The following is a 20,135-nucleotide window of genomic DNA, read 5'->3' on the forward strand; positions in this document are numbered from 1 at the left end:
AAAGACAAAAATGAGACAAAGCGAACAAACGACCGACGTTCCAACGATTGCCGTCACTGGCGCTGCCGGATTCATCGGTAGCCGTGTTGTGAATCGAATTCAAGCGACGCATCCCGAGTGGAACGTCATCGCATTGGACAACTTCTACCTGGGCACCGTCCACACGATCGGTAACGTTGACGTACAACACGTCGACATTCGGAATCGCAACCGATTGGAATCGACGCTTGAGGGTGCAGACATCGTCATGCATCTCGCGGCGATCAGCGGCGTCGACGACTGTGATTCTGACCGGGATCTCGCATACGACGTCAACACCCGGGGGACGGCAAACGTCGCGTGGTTCTGCCGGAAGAACGGTACGGGGCTTATCTTCCCGTTCAGCATGGCCGTCCTCGGCGACCCCGAATCGTTCCCGATCACCGCCGATCTTCCACGCGACCCGATGAATTGGTACGGACGAACGAAACTCATCGGCGAGCACACGATCGAAGACATGGCGTCCGATGCGTTCCCCGCCCATCTCTTCCTCAAGTCCAACCTGTACGGGGAACACGAGATCGATGGACGGACTATATCGAAGGGGACCGTGATCAACCTCTTCGTCAATTGGGTGTTCTCGGACCAACAGCTGACCGTCTACGAACCAGGTACCCAGTCACGCAACTACGTACACGTAAAGGACGTCGCTCGGGCGTACGTTCGGAGCGCGGAGGTGATGCTCAACGAACTCGCGGCCGGTGAGACCGGCACTCGCCGGTACGAAATTGCGAGTAGAGAAGACCCGAGCGTTCTAGAGGTGGGTAAACTCGTGGCGCAGATCGCGTCGACGGAAGCGGACATCCACAAGGAGGTCGTGCTCATCGAGAACCCGCGTTCCAGCGAGACGCTCACGCCCGATTTCGCCGTCGATACGTCGAAGACACACAATGAACTCGGCTGGGAGGTCAAACACTCCGTCGAGGAGTCGATTCGTGAACTGATCCGGAAAAAGATCTGAAACGATCCGTCTTCGGACGCGTTTTCGGGTTTCGGAATCGCTCCGCCCGTCGTCGTGATGATGGACGTCGATCTTATGACTCTCTATTGATGGAAAGAGTGACAACGTTCCCCCGAAAATTTAGACGTAATGTGGCCTTGGGGGCATCTCGGATTCAGCTATCTCTGTTATCTCGCCTCGATCGAAGGACGTGACGAGGGAGAACAGACGCTTCTCACACTGGTGGCTGTCGCGATTGGCAGTCAATTTCCAGACCTCGTCGACAAACCACTGGCGTCGAACGCGGGGATACTTCCAACCGGGCGCTCGCTCGCCCACTCACTCGGTACCGCGACGGTCGTTATCGGGGTCGTTCGCTGGATCGGGCGACGTCGTGGTCGTGAAGAGGAAGCGTTCGCCTTCAGCGTCGGGTATCTCACGCATAGCTTGGCCGACCTCGAACCGGGGGTCGTTCTCGGCCTTCTGAGTGGTGATCGGAGTCAGTTGAAGCGGACCACATTTCTCTTCTGGCCCTTCCTTCCGTCGCCCGAATACCCGCATCCTCATCGATCCATCAGAAAACGTTTTTCGACGCTGGAGTTGGACCAGTATACGATGTCCCAATTCGTGTTGTTCGGCATCGCAACCGTCGTTTGGGTAGCTACCGGGATACCGGGTGTTGGGGAACTTCGACGGGAAGTACGGAACAGGCTGTGAAATACGATCAGTTTACGCGATACCCCCGCTCACACGTGGAACGAAGGACGAACTGCGGGGGCGTCCCTACCGATCACCGCGGATCAAATACGTTCGACCATCCGGGAGGTCCGCCGCCGAAATCGGGTCCCAACGATTGCTCTCCCGATGTTCGGTAACCCGTAGATCGAATCCCTCGTCGTCCAATAGATTGAACACCTTTTCCGGAGTTGCGCCCCTTCGCGCCAAAAACTGTGGATGGATTTCGACGAACAGACAACGGACGTTGGAGAGTGTATCGCCCATCCCCTGTAGAACGTCGTGTTCGAACCCCTCGACGTCGATTTTGACGATATCCGGATCGATTCCCTCGTAATCCTTCAGGGCAAGCATCCCATCCGTCGTCCCGTCACCGACGTATGTGTGCACGACGGAAACCCCGTCCGTTGCGTGTGTTTTGCGTAGGACGCGGTGGTGGTAGTCGTTTGCCTCGAAGCCGTGAATCCGACGACTCGGGACGCCACATAGCTTGGCCAACGTCGTGAAGTATCCGTACTGACTCCCGACGTCATAAAACGTATCCCCGTTTTCGAATTCGGCGGTGATGGCCTTCGTCAACTGTGGCTCATATCCTCCACCTTGGCGTAGTTTTCGATAGAGATGGGATTGCTTCGGAACGAACAGCGTTTCGGTAGCGTCGTCCTTCGACAGCGGAATTCGTTGTATATCCTGTGTCCTGTATCTCACGTACTGATAGCAGTCATCGGCAGGTGTGTTTTGCAGTGCATTGATCACTGGCCGTGGGAGTTTCGAGACGACGTTAGAGATGCCATCCGCCATAATATTTCATCATTATACGAGAATATAAATGTGGGTGGGAGTTCGTATCGACGTCTCAAACCCCAGCGGATCCGGATCAGGAATTCACGACGAGCGGTTCGTACCAATCCCGATTGGTCCGATACCAGTCGATGAACTCCTCGACGCCCGCGCGAATGTCACGAGTCGGTTCGTAGCCGATCCGTTCCTTCGCTTTCGAAACGTCCGCGTGGGTGTGTTCGGCGTCACCCTCGTATTGGTCCGTAAATTCGATTTCGAGGCTCGGGTCGATGGTGTCGCGAACTACCTCGGCGAGCGTGAGAATGTCGATGTTGTCCGTGGAACCGATGTTCATCACTTCCCCGTCGGCACTGTCGTCGGTAAGCAGTTTCTCGTTCGCACGAACGACGTCGGCAACGTAGGTGAAATCCCTCGTTTGGGCTCCGTCACCGTAAATGATCGGCGACTTACCGCGGAGACATCGGGAGACGAAGTTCGAAATGGCCATGTTGGGACGCATTCGTGGGCCGTACACGGTGAAATACCGGAGCGATACGGTCGGGAGTCCGTAAATCTCGTGATAGACGCGAACGTAGTGTTCGGCCGCGACTTTGGAAACACCGTAGGGAGAAATCGGCGTGTTGGGATGGGATTCGTCGTACGGGAGATAGTCCGGCTTGCCGTAGACGGACGACGATGAAGCGTTGACCACTCGCTCGACATCGGCTTTCCGGGCCGCTTCGAGCACGTTGACCATTCCATCGACGTTGTATCTGTTCACCTTCTTCGGCTGTTCGACGCTCGTCCGGACGCCCGCTTGTGCGGCTTGGTGGTAGAGTACGTCGATGTTCGTCGTCAATTCTTCGAGCAAGTCCGTATCGTTCACGCTCCCCTCGATGAACTCGTAGTCCCCGTCCCCATCGCTCGCCGCTTTACGACCCATCTCGATGTTACGCTTCTTGATTCCGAGGTCGTAATACGGTTCGAGGTTATCGAGAACGGTAACATCGTGACCTCTCTCGGTGATGGTTTCTGCGAGGTGACCTCCGATAAAGCCAGCCCCGCCTGTGACGAGCACTCTCATACTTTCTGATCGCCTTCTGAATTTAATAAATTTATGTATTAAATTATATTTAAGAATGGGGTATAATAGTGGGAAACTGATATGATCGGCGGCTCGTTTTTTAGGCTCGTTTCTCTTCCGCTTCGTACATCGTGGAATATCCGGTGGAATGGATCGTATTGAATTTCTGTGCCAACTTCGAACTCGGATCCCAGGTTATCCTATATATTCCGTTGGGTGAGCGATACAACTTGACACCCGGCCGAAATAGGATATACCTATCATTTAACGCACTCATATTCGAGTTGAACACGAACTCCGGTCGTAAGTGATCGTACTCGTATTTGCGGTGCTGAGATATCGACCGTCTCGTGGCCTCCGAGGCGTAGTACGAGTCAGTAGAAACGTCGCCGCTGACGTACTCGTTGGCGAACCGTTTCCCGGTCAGTTCGCTGCTCGTCAAATACGTTCGATAATTCGTGGAGTTGTCCGGTAAGGCAACCGTCACTGATGCGATTTGCGCGACGATAATAACGCCAACTAGGATCACACCGACGGAGTTCAACAGTAGTCTCTTTTGACGCGACCCGACGAGAGCGGGAAGTGTTCGTAGAAAACACACCGAAGCGAGCGCAGCCAACACTGGCTCCGCCATGTACAAACTTCTGTCCACTCCGCCGATGGACGGATCGATGAGACTGCCGATAATGAGGAGGTTGGTGACTGCAATCACGGAAAAGACGAATATCGTTTCCTTTCTCCTGTCGTCGAGCAATAGAAGTAGCCCCGCGATTCCGCCGAGTGGCAGGAGAACGAACCCATGCCCACGTCGAAGGAGGAGACTGGTGAGCGTGTTTTGAACCTGTATTGCGTGCTGATAGGACGTGGATGGCGTATAGAGCGCGGCGTCGGATCCAGGCTGGAAGACGAATATTAGCCTGTTTATCATTCGCAGTCCTAACCCGCCGACGTGGAAATACTGTATGTACAAGATCAGCGACAGTATCAGCGTCGTAATTATCATCGGGTAGACGGCATTTTGACCGGTCCGATATTTCGGGAGCGTCCAGCTAAGTCTTCGAATTCCGGTATCCGCGAGCAGCAGAGCTCCGAACACGAAGGAGAGGGCAACGATCAGTGTTGGAGGGAGTTTGTGGGTGAAAATGGACGAAATAAAGAGGAGAAAGACCATCGCGAGCGCTCTCGAATCCCTGCTTTTGATGTAGATCATCAGTAAAATGAGAACGGGACACCACTGTAGAACCCCCAACGTTTGAGCGATCGGTTGATACGATAGTACGGTCGAAATCTTGCTAAACCCCGCGATAGTCGCTCCTACGATAGCAACCTTTGACCATGGGTCTGAGACCAGGTTTCTCACGATGAGAAACGCGGTAAGCGGGAAAATCACGCCGATCAACGCCGGATAGACCGCCATCGCCGTTGGCGCATCTACGCCTGCTATGATTCCGACAGATGCAGGGAGTATCTCGAAGAGCGGTGCTTGGGAGTAGAAACTGTCCCTCACCGCGTTGATAGACCCTGTTTTAATGACCCCCTGGACCCAGAACGCATAGCCGTCCGGGTCGAGACCGATCATACTCGCAGGATAGCGGTAAATGTACACCCTGAAGAGTACGGCAAGAACGATTACGACGGCGAAACTGACGATCAGGTATCGATCCTTGGAGTAGAATGCGGTTGGGACGAGTAGCGACAACACCAAAGGGAGTAGACAGATTCCCATCCAAGGATACAGGGCGGTAGAACTGGTAATAATACCCAATAGTAGCGAACCAAACGACAGGATAACCGAGAGATAAAGAACCGCTTTTGACGTACGATTGTTCACATGAGCTATGCGATGGCAATGGCAAAATAACTTCTGCCCTTCGATAAATTAATAAGTTCCTCCGTAGTGATCTACGCTCGAATCAACTCGAAGGAAATTGCTGCTCCCTGCCTATCAATCGAAGTAGAGTCCTCTAACACCGTCGTCCAGTTCGACAGAATGTCCGTGCTCCGCCGTTGTCTTCCGCACAAATCGTATGAAAACTATTTAGTGATACAGGGTGTAAACACAGCAATAACTCGGTTCATTAATTTACTATCAATATGGCAGACGTTAAAATTGAGGGGGAGAATGTCTTCTCGCATATTTCCAGGGGGGCATTCGTCACTATTCTGGGAAAGTTCGTCGGCATTCCGTTAGGTATCGGTTCTACGATTCTCATCACTCGATTGTTCGGTCCGAAGATATTCGGTAGCCTGCGATTCGGTCTCACGGTGATGGACTTTGCGATGATTTTCTGCGTGTTGGGGATGAGTTCGGGAGTAAAACGCTACATTTCCATCGCAGAAACGAAAGCGGATCAGGTGGAGTACTACGTAGCGTCCTTAGTGATCGGTTGTGGACTTTCGCTCTTGGTTGGTTGTTCTTTGGCTTACTTTTCGAAACCGATCACGCTGCTATTTTTCGACAACATTAGCGGTTCCGTCTTCGTGTTTTATTTGGGGCTGTCACTTCCGTTTGCGACGGTCTTTTCGATTTCCCTCGCGGCTACCTTGGCGTGGAACTACTCCTCGTTCAAAACGGTGCTCCAAGATATCTTGTTCAAGCTATTTCAGATCGTCCTATTTGGGGCTGTAGCCTACCTTGGGCTTTCACAGGCGTCTTTAGCACGATCGATGCTCCTCGTTTACGTGTCGGTCTGTTCCCTGGCCGTTCTTTCCGTCGGTTTCATTCTACGTGACGACTTCGATACTGCTCGGGGTCTCTTTCACCGGATTCGATTCGACAGCGAAAAGATCCGGCCCCTCGTCACCTTCTCGTTACCGCTATTGTTCACAAAAAGCGTCTGGTATCTGATGAACAATGCGGACACGTTGATGATCGGCTATTTCATAGACGAAAGCGCCGTCGGATTGTATTCCGGTGCGTTCTCCCTCGCTCTGTTCGTTCGAATCGTATTCAACGCGTCGGGGTCGTTGTTCATGCCGAATATGGCGCGGCTCTACGAAAAGGACCGAATCTCGGAGATCTGCTATGTATATCGAAAAGTCACGAAGTGGTTGGTGATACTGAGTCTCCCGATAATGATCGGGAACGTCGGCTTCCCGAAACTGCTCCTGGCCGTGTTCGGGAAGGAGTTCGGAACCATGTCGATCACACTCGTGGTGCTCTCCGTCGGCATTTTCTCCAACGTGATATTCGGTTTGAACGGAACGATCATGCCGGCCATCAATCGACCGAGAATACTGTTGTACAACAATCTGGTGGTGTTACTACTGAATCTGGCCTTGAATACGCTGCTTATTCCCCGCTATGGGATCATCGGCGGGGCGGTAGCGACGACGATCTCTTACTTCCTCCTCGATCTGTTACACGGGTTCGTCCTCTATCGAGAGTTGGGATTGGTTCCGATCAGGGGGGACTTCGTCGTCACGACGGTCTGTTCGCTTGCCCTTATCGTCGGTATCGGTCGGTTCGGTGACCTGGGCATTACGACGCTCACCGGTGCTATCGTGTACGGTGCCATTACCTACTCGCTGTATCTCGGTGTCATACTAAAACTCGATTACATTTCCATCGACGAGTTCTTCTCCCTTCTCGATTTCTGAGACACGTCGGCGATTTCCGTCGTGTCGGAATCCATCCGGCGTTCGCCTCGCTCAATCCGTTGTTCGGGGACGTTCCTCTCGCTCCGATCTGTAATCTCTCAACAATAAGTGCATAAATATTTCCTCCGTCGATACGATATACTAACAGATGGACTTACTCGTTCTCGGTGCCGACGGTCTGGATCCTCGTGTCACACGGTATCTGATCCAAAAAGGGAGATTGGAAACGATATCGACTCTCACCGACACGGGTGAGGGCGAACTCGATGGAATGGCGAGCAGAAGGGGATTTCAATCGGTCCCCCACACCGGCCCCGCCTGGTTGACTATCTATACGGGGCAGACCGAGCGAGAGCACGGTCTCACGAAAGGTGGCTGGGTACAGGGCGACTCAGTCTTCACCGATTATTACGACGAAACCGTGTTCGAGGAACTCGTGAACGCTGGTCGTCGAGTCGGCGTCGCGTTCATGGCCAATACGTACCCGGCACACATCGAGACCGACGATGGGTCGTGGATGATTTCGGGATATCCCTCGACAGGTGACAGGGATCGAATCGTCGACCCACCTTCCCTCGTCGAGTATCTCCCGGACGATTACGAATCGCTCCAGGCCAAACACCTGGTAAACAGCGGGGACGACTCGCGGAACGCAGTGGGAACCATCGCGCCGGTCGAAGCGTGGATAGCAGCGGATAGGCGGAAGCGACGGGAAGTTCTCCGTCCGATACTCGAAGAGAACCCCGTCGATGTACTGTTCTACGGGACACAAATCACGGACATAATGGGGCATCGTTGCAAGCCGTTTCCGTACTATACGACCGGAATCGGCGAGCGGATTGCGGGGTTCATCAACGACCTATTCGGGACGACGCTACAACCCCCACGACTCAATTCGATGGCTTGGAACGCCGAATTTCGGCGCGCGTACGAGTATATCGACTCGCTACTGAATTGGTTCATCGAAACGTGCGACCCGGATCGTATCCTCCTGTTGTCCGATCACGGTTACGGCCTCGATGGGAAGGACCACGCGTTCGTCGGTACCAGTATGGTTTGCGGGGATATTTCCCGTCCGGAGTGCACTATCGAAGTGAAAGATTGTATTCTGGAGGCCTTGATCTCCGATGCGTCCGGCGGCGGAGAGAAATCGGTAGACGATCCGTTGACCGGCGAAGAACGGGACGAGATAGAGGAACAACTCGGCGCACTCGGATACACCGATTGATCTCCCGACTATACTCCTCCGCTCCTCGCGTGTGGGCGGTTTTCTCACCCGGTTTATCTTCGAACGTACACACGACGAACTGTAGCGATGTGATACGGTATATCGGCGTCCACGAGTTTCGAATTCGGTTCAGAGATACCCGAGGTCACGAAGGAGATCATCGACATCGAGGTCTTCCCGGTCTCGTAACTCGTCTTCCGGCATTTTCTCGGCCAACCGAGACGCTGTCTCGTCGTCGTGAGCGGGACGATGCTCCTCGGGGTCATCGTCCAAACTGTAAAGGTCCGGCGACCAGTCCCGTTCCGGATATTCGATGTACTTGTAGTCGCGAGTTCGGACCGCTCGCATGATACTGTGCCCGAGAACGTACGGTGGGCCACACGCTCTGATGTAGGCATTCCTATCGTCGATGTCCGCTGACGGGAGGAGGGGTTTTCCTTCCGAGGTTTCCGGGTTCGATATTCCCGCTAGCTGCAGGAGGGTGGGAAAGATGTCTATCTGCCTGACGAGCGTATCCACGGTTTCACCGTCGCTCTCGGGGGACGAGAGTATAAGCGGCACGTTCGTTTCGACATCGAATACGGTGTGTCCGTGCCCCGCTTCGAGGAAGTGGTCCGGGATCTGTGGTCGAACGACCCTTTCGTGGAGACGGTTCACCGCCCGTTCGATGGGACGCAGGTCGATCCGGCGATCGTATCGCAGATGGTTTCGCAGGTAGCGAATATAGTTATAAAAGGGCCGCTCCCATCCGGTGAGATGTTCCCCGTGATCTCCCGTGATTGCAACGGCCGTATTTTCGGGTAACGCCGAACAAAACGCTTCGAGACTTCGATCGAGCGCCGAAAGCATTCGCGAGTATTTTTGCGCGTGGGGAGCGGATAGCGGTCCGTACTTCGTCGTATCGTACGGTTCGGGAACCTCGATCGGGCCGTGCAGTTCCCACAGGTGAACGTATAGAAAGTACGGTTCTGACAGACGGTCAAGACGCTGTATCGCAGTTCGTTTCCACTCGTTCACCAGGTTTCTGTTCCTATCACGGTACCAAAATCGATCGAAACCGCGGTCCAAGCCGGTGTCCTCGACTATTGGTCCAGTTACCATGGCGTACGTGTTGTAGCCCTCGGATCCAAAACTCTCCGCGAGCGTGTCGAGTTCGGGATCGAGTTTCACGTTGTGGTGGGAATTCACCCCGTTCCCTTCGGAATAATTTCCGGTGAGGATACTCGCCACACACGGCGTCGTCGTCGTCGCCGTCGAGTGCATATTCGAGAAGAACGTCCCGCGGTCACGCGTTTCGTTCAAAAAGGGAGTGTCTGCGTGATCGTCGCGGACGAAATCACTCCGTAAACAGTCGATACATATGAGAACGACATTCGTATCAGAGCACATATTCTATATTTTAATCCTCAAAAGATATATTCTTTTAGTAGATGTACTGATATGCGATGGATCGACACTCGACATTTATTACTCTACAGGAGAATTCTATCCACTAGCATGGCGAATATAACATATGTGGCGAGTGGGATTGTGGGGCCATCGGACGTCTCCTCATCGATCGCCAAGTATCAGTTTCCCAAATTTTTGGCGTCCGAACACTCGACGACCGTGCTATCTCGGACACCGATACAGGAACCGGAGATAACCGAGGAAGTCGTCGTCAAGACGCCGCCAGGAAATGCGTACGTTCGTACCGTCGTCTTCCCGTTCTTTGTCCTCGTCCACCTGCTTCTGCGTCGGGACGGTACCGATATCGTCGCGACCGATCGGTCGGGTGATGCAATCTTACCGGTCGCTATCCTCCATCGATTCGATTTCGCACCGTGGATAATCTTCTGCGCGGACAGTCCCGATGGGAGGGAGAACAAACGAAACCGTGCGGATATCGATCTGGACGTTTCGATGCTTCATACCACATTGATGCAACGGATCGCGTGGTACGGCTACCGGAATGCCGATAGAGTGATCCTGAGCGACGAATCTGAAGAGATCGACGTCTCTCGAAAAACGGTGATCAAAGGGGGTGTCGACTGTGAGGTAGTCGATCGTATAACGAGGAAGACCGAGAGAACTGAATCGGAAACGCTCAGGGTTCTCTACGTCGGTAATATGTACTACCATCGAGCCATCGACGTACTGTTCGACGCCGTCGAGAACTGTGAGAGCGATATCGAACTCGTTCTCGTCGGCCCGCCACCGGAGGCAGGAGATGCGAACAGTATGCGGGAGTTCGTCGAACACGTCGCACCCTCCCTGGAGGCGAGGATCGATTCCCTCTCGGTGGATTGTCAGTATAAAGGGAAGCTTCCACACGAGGAGGCACTCGCAGAGATGGTCAAGGCCGACATCGGCCTGTGTTTACTCCCCTACGAGCGAGGAATGCCGCATTTCCTCGATTCGTATCCGATCAAGGTCTTCGAGTACATGGCCACCGAAACCGCCGTCGTGGCGACACGAACGCCAGCGACGAGCGAACTGCTCGATGCCCCACAGTTGGTGCAGGAAAACGACCCAACGGTCGTCGCGAACGTCATCGACTCGCTCGCAGACGATCAACTCCGTAAGCGGTGCCGGGAGCGCAACCGCGAAACCGTCACCGATCACTGTTGGAATTCCCTGTGGGAGCAAATAGATGACACCGTTGGTTCCGTGATGCGGGATGACGAATACGCCGTTCGTAACGACGGTGTTTCGGCCGATCGGAAATTCTAGGTTCAACCACCGTATCGTAGTAGTGCGGGATTTTATTAACTATGGTGTAGTACCGTAACTATATGCCTGCTGGACGCACCCAACGAAATTTTCTCGAAAATTTATACTGGAAGATAAAGACGTATCGAACGGATCGATCGAAAATCGAGATACGGAACTGTGCGGGGAGCTATCGACTTGCCGTTCCAGCAGGGGCCTCGTTCGTCGAAAAGTACGAATCCACAGGGGAGTACGAACCGATGTTCGAAAGCGAACTGAAACGTCGATTGACCGCTTTCGACACCCCTGTTTACTACGATATCGGAAGTCGATGGGGATACTTTACGAAGTTCAGCAGTCTCATCACATCTCCCGAATTGGTCCACGGATTCGATGCGAATCCACGGTGGTTCTCGTTTCTCAAACAAACACACGAACAGGACCTTCCGGGAATCTCCCTTACCAATGCGTACGTCTCTGCGGAGTCCGGCGACGATGCGATCAGCATCGACGATTACCGTCTGGAACACAGCGATCCGGACGTCGTAAAAATAGACATCGAGGGGAGCGAGTATGAAGCGCTAACGGGAATGCGGGAGACGTTGGAGGATGCCCACCCCGTCGTTTTCGTCGAGGTTCATCCATCGTATCTTCGAAACCGAGGGAGTTCGGCGAATGCCGTTTTCGATTTCCTCCGGACGCTGGGGTACGAACTACGAGGGACGACGAACCATCGGACGGGTGATCAGCTCTGGTCGCCGATTTCGGACGTGAATCTCCCCTCGAACGGTGACTACCTGATCTTAGCCGAGTAACTCCGGCTTTTTCACCCTCCGTTCAGGGAAGGGAATCCTTTATTTTTTCACGTAGCTATTTTGGATTGTGTCGTTAACAACTTCGCTCAAGGCTGGAATTTCCGATCCCCGATTGATACTCCTAGAGCTCTATCGGCGCTTTCAGCGGGACCTTCGCGGGCGTCACGGAGTCTCGATCATGGACAGGGACTGGGATACGCTCGTCCTCTTGGACGCCTGTCGATACGACATCTTCGAGCGGTCCGTTCCGTTCGACGGGAGCCTTTCCAAGGTGATCTCTCGGGGATCACATACGACCGAATTCCTGCAGGAAAATTTCGGCTCCCGAACGTTTCCGGATTCCGTGTATGTGAGTGCGACTCCACAACTGCGGGCGAACGATCTCGGGAACAACTTTCACGCCGTACGCCACGTCTGGGAGGACGGATGGGACGACGATTTGCGCACGGTACCGCCGGAAACGATGGTCGAAGCGACGGTCGAAGCGCACGAATCGTATCCGAACAAACGCATCATCAGCCACTTCCTCCAGCCACATTACCCGTTTATCGGGGACTGTGGCCGGAAGATCGACCACGGCACGATCACTGGCGGCGGCGTGTTGACGGACGAACGCGATTTCGCGTCCATCTGGGAACTGCTCGAAGCGGGTGACGTGTCCCGCGAAGCGGTCTGGAACGCGTACGTCGAAAACCTGGAGTTGACGATTCCCCACCTTGAGCGGCTCCGTGAAATGATCGACGGGAAAATAGTCATGACGTCCGACCACGGGAATTCGTTGGGGCGCATGGGCGTTTACGGCCATCCACAGGGATACTATCTATCGGACCTGGTGGAAGTCCCGTGGCTCGAACTCCCGTACGATCGACGCCGTGAAATCTCGGCCGACGGGACGACCGATGTCACCACTTCCGAAACGGTCGACGATAGACTCCGTGACCTCGGGTACCGGCAGTAACGGTCCCTTCGAGCGTTGCAAGAGTGCCGAGCCAGCCATCACGTACCTTCGTCATTGACTGTTATGTGCTCTCCATCATTCTCTCGTAGAGATCGATATACTGATCGGCGATACGGTCGAAGCGGTGATTCTCCTCGACGTATCGTCGCGTTCTTTCCGCCATGGTGTCGGCATCCTCCGCCATTACGTGTCTTACCCCTTCGATCAGACCGTCGACGTCGTCGCGGTCGGCCAGCCATCCGGTTCGTCGATGGGTCACGAGTTCGGGCATCGAAGTCGCGTCGTACCCGACGACGGGTTTGCCGGATGCCATCGCTTCCAACACGACGTTCGCACACCCTTCCCGGACTGACGGAAACAGGAGGCCGGTACAGTTGGCGTAGATGGCGGGTAGTTTCGACTTCTCCACCCGCCCGACTACCGTTACGTTGTCCAGTTCGTCGGCGGACCGCTTTACGGAGTCGAACATCGGCCCGTCGCCGAACAGAAGGAAGCGAGCGTCTTTCACCTCGCGAGCGACGTCGATCACGTGGTTGGGTCGCTTTCGATTCACGAAGTTCCCGACGAACATGAACGTCGGCTTCTCGTCCGATTCCGAAACGATATCGCTCGGTGCGGGGTGATGGGGATGGAATTCCTCGGTATCGACCCCGTTGTAGATGACTTCCGCATCGACGTCGTACGCTTCCTTCACGGTGGATGCCGTGTGCTTACTGACCGCCGACACGTGATCGGTTAGTTCGAGCAACTTCCGTTTCCGCTCGGTCGGGAACGTTTGCGAGTTGACGTCGACGCGAAAGGTGTGTAAGTGATGTAACGAGCGATTCCGAAGATGCGAAATCTGGCTGATTTTGTAGTGTGCGAGTCCGCCGGTGTGGATGAGGTCGTGTTTTTCGAGACACGATTTCAGATACCGAAGCCGTCGCTTTACCGATCCGGGTTCCCCTGCGTAGCGTTCCACTATGCGCGGATGATTCATGATCCCGTTTCGTCTGTTCGAGAGGATGGTTATCTCGTAGTCGGAATCCGCAACGTCCCCGCCGATGTTCTCGAAGAGGTTGGGAATCGGACTATCCGATCCGATCGTATATGGATAAAAGATTCGTTTCATCGTGTACTCACCGTGCGACCAGCGAATCGGTCATGGAACGGTACTGTGATGCCACCTTGGAGAGGGTGAACCGATCTAACACGTATTCACGACCGTTTTCACCGAACTCCCGCCGTCGTCGTTCGTTCGTCAGCAGATCCGATATCCGGTCTACCATCCGCTCCGTATCCTCGGGACGGATCAACCAACCGGTCTCTCCGTGCTGAATTTGGTCCACCATCCCGCCGACCATGAACGCGACACAGGGAGTCTCACAGAGGTACGACTCGCTGATACTCATCCCGAAGCTTTCGGCTGACGACGTGAGGATAGTCACGTCGAAGAGCGAGTACCAGCGTGATAACTCCGTGCTCGGTTTTCTGCCGACCCAGTGGAGGTTTTCGTCCACTCCGATCTTTTCGCCATACCGTTTATACTCCGGAACGTGTTCGCTGTCCCCGACGACCACCAAGTGGACTTCCCGACCGTCGATGGGGGTCAGTTCGGAGACGATTTCGAGCGCTTTACGGGGTTGTTTTACCGGACGTGGCGTCTGGCAGGTGCCGAGGACGAACGCATCGGCGGGGATTTCGAGCGATTCCCGGAGGGAACTCACCGTCCCTTCGGACGCGACGGAAAACAACGACTCGTCGATACCCGGCGAGATGACGTGATGTCGCCGTCCGGGGTCCCGCCCGTGCTCTCGAAGTATGTCGGTCATCTGGTGATAGGAATTGAACACGAGCGCGTCGCTGCGTCGTAGCAACTCGTCCTCTATCACTTTGGCAGATATCAGCGGAAATTTCTCCGACGGGTTGTTGTACCCGTTGAACCGAGTGACGACCGGCGTTTCGGTCACGGCACTCAATAGCTGGGGGACGGGCGAATGAACGATCCCGCCATAGGTGTGATACAGGTCGTAGGAACGGCGCGAAACGATCGATTTGAGGAGAAACCTCAACTGTCCAGCGCCCATCGCGTTACCCACGAACATCGTCTCTATCCCGCTCTCTCGAAATCGGGACGCAACGGCCTCGTTCTCCGGTCCGAAGATCACGGTATCCACGTCGTGCGTAGGAAAGTAAGTCGAGATGCGTTCGACGGTTGCCGGGATATTGTTCGGACTGACCGGCCCCATTACGTTTAATATGTTTCCCATAAGGGTTCTGCACTTATTGAAGCGGCATATCGTATTAATCCTTTTTTAGCCTTATCGATAATAAGATCCTCCGTCCGAATTCCAACCTATCTCGTCACGTCCTCGATCATATCCGTCAGCTTGTTTCTCTGAAACTCCGATTCGAAATACCGATCGTTTCGCCACTCTTCGTCCCATGCTTCGTTCCGGATGACGGAGACCATCTCCTCCACGGAGTCGACGATATTGTCCGTTACAAATCCGATGTCCCCCGCCCTGCGAGCGACGACCGGCACTCCGCATTCCATCGATTCGAGGATCACGAGCGGAAGCCCCTCCTTGGGGGACGGGTGAACGTAGAGGTCCGCGGCCTTGTAGTACTGATCGATCTCCTCGTACGAAACGTGCCCGGGCGTCATCACCGTTCGGTCGTCGAACCGCTCGTTCAACTTCTCCCGGTACGGTCCCTCCCCGATGAGGACGAATTGAACGTCGGTTCGGTCCTCCAGGGAGGCGATGACGCGTTCGAGAAACGGCATTCCCTTGAGTTCCGTGAGTCGACCGACGTACAGCGCGATTCGTCGGTCTTCGGGGAGTCCAAGCCGCTGCCGGATCGACCCGTCGTCGGGAACGGGATGGAAACGGCCCTCGCTGTCCAACGTGGGCGGCAGCAGTACGATGTCCTCGTCACCGACCCCGCGGCTCTTTATCGCATCGCTGCCGTTCGGGCCGAGGGTGACGACTTTGTCGGCGAATTTCAGCGATACGAACCTGTTCAAACAGTTGTTCAGCGCGAAGACCCCTGCCCGCTCGAATCCGTGATGGAATTTGTACGCGTCGAACGTCGGACCGGAGTATCGAACGACCGTCGGAACGCCGCATCGTCGTCCGGCGCTGGCGACACCTGCGGCGTGGCTGTTGAAGCTCCAGAGTTGGATCACGACGTCGGGCGAGCGTTGCTCGATATACTCCGTACACTGTCGGTGTACCGTGGCAACTTTGGAGAACATGGTGGCGAACGAGTTCCCACGCAAGAAACGAGGCGGTTCGTTTTCGGGAATCGCTATACGAGTGTAGTATTTTTTCGCCGCAGGGGGGAGGTCCGTGCTTCCAAAGGCCTCCAGGTCGAACCGCGGCGAGAGGTACGCTCCCCACGATGTGAGAAGTCGCTCCACGTTCTCCGTGTCGTCCGTCATCGTTCCCAAGTATATCCCGACGCGTGTCATTTGATACAGCCCTTCGATTTCATCGGATGTTATACTCCTATTCCTTCCCCTAATATTAACATTTTCTCACCCGTGATAGTTGTCTCCGAAAGTACACGGAGTCGAACGAAGTCCCACGCCACGGACGGGAACTCGCTACTTCTTCACTGATTCAACCGCAGTTTGCACGTCGTCGGTAAATCGTCCGACCGAGAACCGGTCCAACGTGTCCGAATCGATTCCACTCGCCGACTCGTTCACGTTCGATTCGATGGTCTCAGCCATTCGATCCTGCGGACGGACGAACAGTCGTGAATGTGTGATCTCCGGAAGAATACCGACGGGGGTCGCCACGACCGTCGTCCGTACGGATAACGCTTCGAAGACGACGGTGGGATACGCTTCGGCGTCGGACGGCAATATCACACCGTCAGCGGCGTGGATCAACCGCAACGTCCGCTGGTGAGAACAGGAACCCAGCAGTCGAACGCGGTTTGTCACCCCCAACCGTTCGATGGCCTCTTCAATCGCGTCGTGAACGGGACCGTCACCGACTACTACGAGTTGGTACGACGAGGGTAATTCGTCCAGCATCTCGACGGTTCGGACGGGATTTTTGATATCGACCAATCGGCCAACGAAGAGGACGGTCGTTCCGTCCCACTCGGTGATCACGTCGGTGTCCGTTTCGGATCGGTCGGAATCGATCGCCGTTCTGATCTCATCTTCGTTGACGACGCCACCGATCAACTTCGTGGACACCGTCGATCGCTCCTCGATTCGATCTCGAATTTGTGGCGTCCTCGACAGCACGAGGTCCCCCAAGAACAGTTCGAAATTCAGCTGTTCGAGGACGTAGACCGGATCGTACCGGGCTCTGTCGCCCGTGATGCTCGGGGAATACGCGATAAAATTCACCACCGGAACTCCCCGAACGACGCCCAGCACCTTCGCAATGGAGTGGAAGAGATGGTTCGTCGAATAGATCACCTCGAAATCGGTGTTGCCGGTCAAGCGCAACAGGTACGGAAGGACGAGGAACAGGAACTTCACGCGGAGCAACTGGCCCGAGAAACTGTTCGGGTTCTCCGCTTCCGAGCTAGCACGATACGGCCGGTGAATCTCAACACCGTTTTCCCGCTCCAATTCGGCCGTTCCCTCCGTTCTGGGCGTGACGACGACGACTCGATTTCCCCGCTCGGCGAGGGCGACTGCCGCTTGCCAATCGATAAACGCACCTCCCGACGTTTTCGGATAGAAGTCCTCCGCGAGCATGAGCACGTTCATCCGATCACTTGTACCCCAAGACTTCGAGACGGTCCTCTATCTCCGAGTCGAGTTTTTCGGCTTCCATCTCGGCATCGACACTGCCGAGGCGGGTGTTCCCGAAGGTGTATAGCTGATCGCGTAGTTCGGTAAGTCTCCCGTCGAACTCGCGTATCTGCTCCTGTTCTCCCGGATCGGCGTGCAGATCGAACCCCGTCTCCGAAACTATCTCTCCATCGTCCAATCGTCGCTCTATCACGACCTTGTATCGCCGATCACGAACGGCGAATCGACGAACGTCTCCGTCCTCCCCGGTGGCACTGGCGAAGACCGTCCTCGAACCGTCGGACTCGTCTTCGATTTCCGCGAACAGGTCGTCCCGGGGGAGCGTGTCGTCCTGTCCCCCTGCGGCCGCGAGTATCGTCGGGACGACGCTCAGGGTGCTGACCAGTTTCTCCACGCGTTTAGGGTCTCGATCCGGATGTAGCACGAGCAACGGGACTCGAAGCAATTCCTCGTGGAGCCGTCGAGGATGGGTGTAATATCCGTGTTCGTCGAACCCATCGCCGTGATCCGCCGTGAGTATCACCAGCGTGTCTTCGAGAAGCCCCCGCTCGTCCAACCCGTCGATCATGTGTCGGAGCTGTGCATCCAGGTACCGTATCTCCCCGTCGTAGAGGTCGATCAGTAGTCGATTCTCTTCCTTTGTGACGTTCTCAGGTTCCTTGATACTCTTCTGATAGAGCCGTTGTGCATCCGAGTTCGATACCGACCGTTCGGAAAAACGATCGAAACCCACGGGCGGATTGTACGGCCCGTGGGTGTCCATGTAGTGGTTCCAGAGGAAGAACGGCCCGTCATCCAGTCCGTCGATCCAGCCGAGCGATTGCTCGTTGATCTCCTCCGCCCTGGTGTGGTACTCCCCTTTGTTGAGAACGAACTTGTTCAGAAACCGTTCGAAGAGCGCGACGAGTCGGTTCTGTCCAAGCATCAGGTTGTCATCGAAGACGTCGAATCCCGAATCGAAGTCGTAGGCGCGAGAGACGTACGGATTCGAGTGAAAGGCAGCGGTGGCGTATCCCGCCGCCGAAAGCCGGTCGCCGACGCTGGATCTCACGAGCCGATACCCGTTGTTCGCAAACGTATCGGGATATCGTCCCGTGAGGAGTGCGGGGACGGCCTCCCGGGTGTGCGAACTCGGTGAGATCGCTCGATCGAACGACACGGCGTCGGAAGCGAGGTCGGCGAGGAAGGGAGACGTGTCGCGCTCGTATCCGTGGAAGGAGAGATGATCCGCACGGAGCGCATCGATCGACAGTAAAACGACGTTCTGTATTCCGGCCATCTTTACTCTCTCCAACGATTCCCTTTCATATAATTCTGTGTTCGCATTCAATTCACTCAGTCGTCCACTACGGAGTATACCTGTTTCGCGGTCTTTCCGACCTGTTGTAACGTGAAGTCGACTGCTCGGTTTTGGTTTTTGGTCCCGAGTTCCTGAAGCGAGGCGTCCGGTTGGTCGAGCAATGTCACTAGCGTGTCGGCAAACACCTCCGCGTCAGTCGCGTCGACGAAACACGACTCGTCGTCCGGAACCAACGCCCTGAGGATGCGCAAGTCGTTCACGACCACGGGAGTCTCGGTCGCCATCGCTTCGAGTACCGCGATTCCGAACCCCTCTTGGCGCGACGGTAAGACGAATATCCGCGCTTCGTGTAGTAATCCTATCTTCCGCTGCTCGGAGACGAACCCGAGAAAGTCCACGTTTTCGGAAATCCCACTTTTCTCGGCCTGTCGTTCGAGGGCCTGTTGCCGCGGTCCCGTGCCAGCGATTGCGAGCGTCGTCTCCGGCCGTTCGTCGACGACGTTTTCCATCGCCTCTAGCAGCAAGTCGATCCCTTTCCGATGGACGAGACGCGACACCACCAGCAGATCGTACTGTTTCGCATCCACGTCGTCGGGACTGGTACAGTACGATTCGTAGTTGATCCCGTTCGGGACGACGTGAATCTGCGTTGTCACACCGTATTCGTGGAGTTCTTGCTTCGTAAGTTCGCGCGGAACGACGACGGCGGAGTACAAACCACTTCGAAGTAAGTTCTGTACTAACAGTTGAATGACGCCGATCGGAAGCGGATATTTCGAGAGGGCACTTCGGTCGTGAAACTCGTGCACGAGCGCCACGACTGGTATCGAAAAAACCCTCGCGACCGGTGCCACCAAGGTCGGATGCGGCGTGTAACTGTCGACGATAACGTCGATTTCGTCGGTCCACATGATCCAGAGCAGGAGGGGGAACGAAACGAACGGAAACAACGACCGGGAGAGATAGAAGTAGAGGGTCGTGAATCGGGACAGAGCGTCGGGGACGCATTTGATCGTTCGAATGGAGACGCCGTCCACCTCCCGTTTCGCAGGGAGCGTCGGGTCGGTTCGACTTGCGATGATTCGAACGTCCGCTCCCGAGTCGGCGATCACAGTCGCCTCGTCGAACAAGCGACGGTCGCCACCGCCACCATCTTCCGGGTCGGTATTGTTCAGGTACAGTATTGTTTGAGTCATAATT

At 55.1% G+C, this 20,135-nt stretch carries 17 protein-coding genes; 7 read left to right on the forward strand and 10 right to left on the reverse strand.

The genetic code is table 11. The annotated features are described in order from the left end of the window. Nucleotides 1-10 precede the first annotated feature (10 nt). Together NKF26_RS18010 and NKF26_RS18015 are read left to right on the forward strand one after the other, a co-directional pair. Nucleotides 11-1,000: an NAD(P)-dependent oxidoreductase gene (locus NKF26_RS18010; protein WP_253226901.1), complete on the forward strand. Its 990-nt coding sequence runs from the start codon at nt 11-13 to the stop codon at nt 998-1,000. A gap of 129 nt (nt 1,001-1,129) precedes the next feature. Further along, on the forward strand, nt 1,130-1,696 hold the full coding sequence (locus NKF26_RS18015; protein ID WP_253226900.1) for a metal-dependent hydrolase: 567 nt from the start codon (nt 1,130-1,132) through the stop codon (nt 1,694-1,696). A gap of 66 nt (nt 1,697-1,762) precedes the next feature. Here the strand turns inward: NKF26_RS18015 and NKF26_RS18020 are convergent, their stop codons facing one another. The 3 genes from NKF26_RS18020 to NKF26_RS18030 form a co-directional block, all read right to left on the reverse strand. Then, the gene (locus tag NKF26_RS18020) at nt 1,763-2,515 is read right to left on the reverse strand and encodes an FkbM family methyltransferase (RefSeq protein WP_253234691.1); all 753 of its coding nucleotides are present in this window, start codon (nt 2,513-2,515) and stop codon (nt 1,763-1,765) included. Nucleotides 2,516-2,591: 76 nt separating this feature from the next. Next, entirely contained in the window at nt 2,592-3,578 is a 987-nt protein-coding gene (locus NKF26_RS18025; RefSeq protein WP_253226898.1) for a GDP-mannose 4,6-dehydratase, read from the reverse strand. 100 nt (nt 3,579-3,678) lie between these two features. Beyond that, entirely contained in the window at nt 3,679-5,277 is a 1,599-nt protein-coding gene (locus NKF26_RS18030; protein WP_253226897.1) for a hypothetical protein, read from the reverse strand. Nucleotides 5,278-5,672: 395 nt separating this feature from the next. Here NKF26_RS18030 and NKF26_RS18035 point away from each other — a divergent pair, with 395 nt between their 5' ends. Together NKF26_RS18035 and NKF26_RS18040 are read left to right on the forward strand one after the other, a co-directional pair. Beyond that, nucleotides 5,673-7,178, forward strand: coding sequence for a flippase (locus tag NKF26_RS18035; RefSeq protein ID WP_253226896.1), 1,506 nt, complete (start codon nt 5,673-5,675; stop codon nt 7,176-7,178). A gap of 148 nt (nt 7,179-7,326) precedes the next feature. After that, the gene (locus NKF26_RS18040) at nt 7,327-8,406 is read left to right on the forward strand and encodes an alkaline phosphatase family protein (protein ID WP_253234692.1); all 1,080 of its coding nucleotides are present in this window, start codon (nt 7,327-7,329) and stop codon (nt 8,404-8,406) included. Nucleotides 8,407-8,535: 129 nt separating this feature from the next. Here the strand turns inward: NKF26_RS18040 and NKF26_RS18045 are convergent, their stop codons facing one another. After that, entirely contained in the window at nt 8,536-9,795 is a 1,260-nt protein-coding gene (locus tag NKF26_RS18045; protein WP_253226894.1) for a sulfatase-like hydrolase/transferase, read from the reverse strand. Nucleotides 9,796-10,014: 219 nt separating this feature from the next. Between NKF26_RS18045 and NKF26_RS18050 the strand changes: the two genes are divergently transcribed. From NKF26_RS18050 to NKF26_RS18060, 3 genes are all read left to right on the forward strand, one after another. Further along, nucleotides 10,015-11,118, forward strand: coding sequence for a glycosyltransferase (locus tag NKF26_RS18050; RefSeq protein ID WP_253234693.1), 1,104 nt, complete (start codon nt 10,015-10,017; stop codon nt 11,116-11,118). Between the two features lie 239 nt (nt 11,119-11,357). After that, nucleotides 11,358-11,912, forward strand: a complete 555-nt coding sequence (locus tag NKF26_RS18055) for an FkbM family methyltransferase (RefSeq protein WP_253226892.1) — start codon at nt 11,358-11,360, stop codon at nt 11,910-11,912. Nucleotides 11,913-12,090: 178 nt separating this feature from the next. Continuing rightward, nucleotides 12,091-12,870, forward strand: coding sequence for a hypothetical protein (locus NKF26_RS18060; RefSeq protein ID WP_253226891.1), 780 nt, complete (start codon nt 12,091-12,093; stop codon nt 12,868-12,870). Nucleotides 12,871-12,931: 61 nt separating this feature from the next. Here the strand turns inward: NKF26_RS18060 and NKF26_RS18065 are convergent, their stop codons facing one another. The 6 genes from NKF26_RS18065 to NKF26_RS18090 all read right to left on the reverse strand — a co-directional run bounded on the left by NKF26_RS18065 (nt 12,932) and on the right by NKF26_RS18090 (nt 20,131). After that, entirely contained in the window at nt 12,932-13,981 is a 1,050-nt protein-coding gene (locus tag NKF26_RS18065; protein WP_253226890.1) for a glycosyltransferase family 4 protein, read from the reverse strand. Between the two features lie 7 nt (nt 13,982-13,988). After that, complete coding sequence (locus tag NKF26_RS18070; RefSeq protein WP_253226889.1) at nt 13,989-15,098, reverse strand: glycosyltransferase family 4 protein; 1,110 nt, start codon at nt 15,096-15,098, stop codon at nt 13,989-13,991. A gap of 107 nt (nt 15,099-15,205) precedes the next feature. Continuing rightward, nucleotides 15,206-16,294, reverse strand: coding sequence for a glycosyltransferase family 4 protein (locus tag NKF26_RS18075; protein ID WP_253226888.1), 1,089 nt, complete (start codon nt 16,292-16,294; stop codon nt 15,206-15,208). Between the two features lie 165 nt (nt 16,295-16,459). Next, a complete protein-coding gene (locus NKF26_RS18080; RefSeq protein WP_253226887.1) occupies nt 16,460-17,590 on the reverse strand; it encodes a glycosyltransferase family 4 protein in 1,131 nt (376 codons plus the stop codon). Between the two features lie 4 nt (nt 17,591-17,594). Next, nucleotides 17,595-18,914, reverse strand: coding sequence for a sulfatase (locus NKF26_RS18085; protein WP_253234694.1), 1,320 nt, complete (start codon nt 18,912-18,914; stop codon nt 17,595-17,597). Nucleotides 18,915-18,970: 56 nt separating this feature from the next. After that, nucleotides 18,971-20,131 (reverse strand): glycosyltransferase family 4 protein, encoded by a 1,161-nt coding sequence (locus NKF26_RS18090; protein WP_253234695.1) that lies wholly within the window; start codon nt 20,129-20,131, stop codon nt 18,971-18,973. Nucleotides 20,132-20,135 lie beyond the last annotated feature (4 nt).

This window comes from Haladaptatus sp. AB618, assembly GCF_024136965.1.
Taxonomy (GTDB): Archaea; Halobacteriota; Halobacteria; order Halobacteriales; family Haladaptataceae; genus Haladaptatus.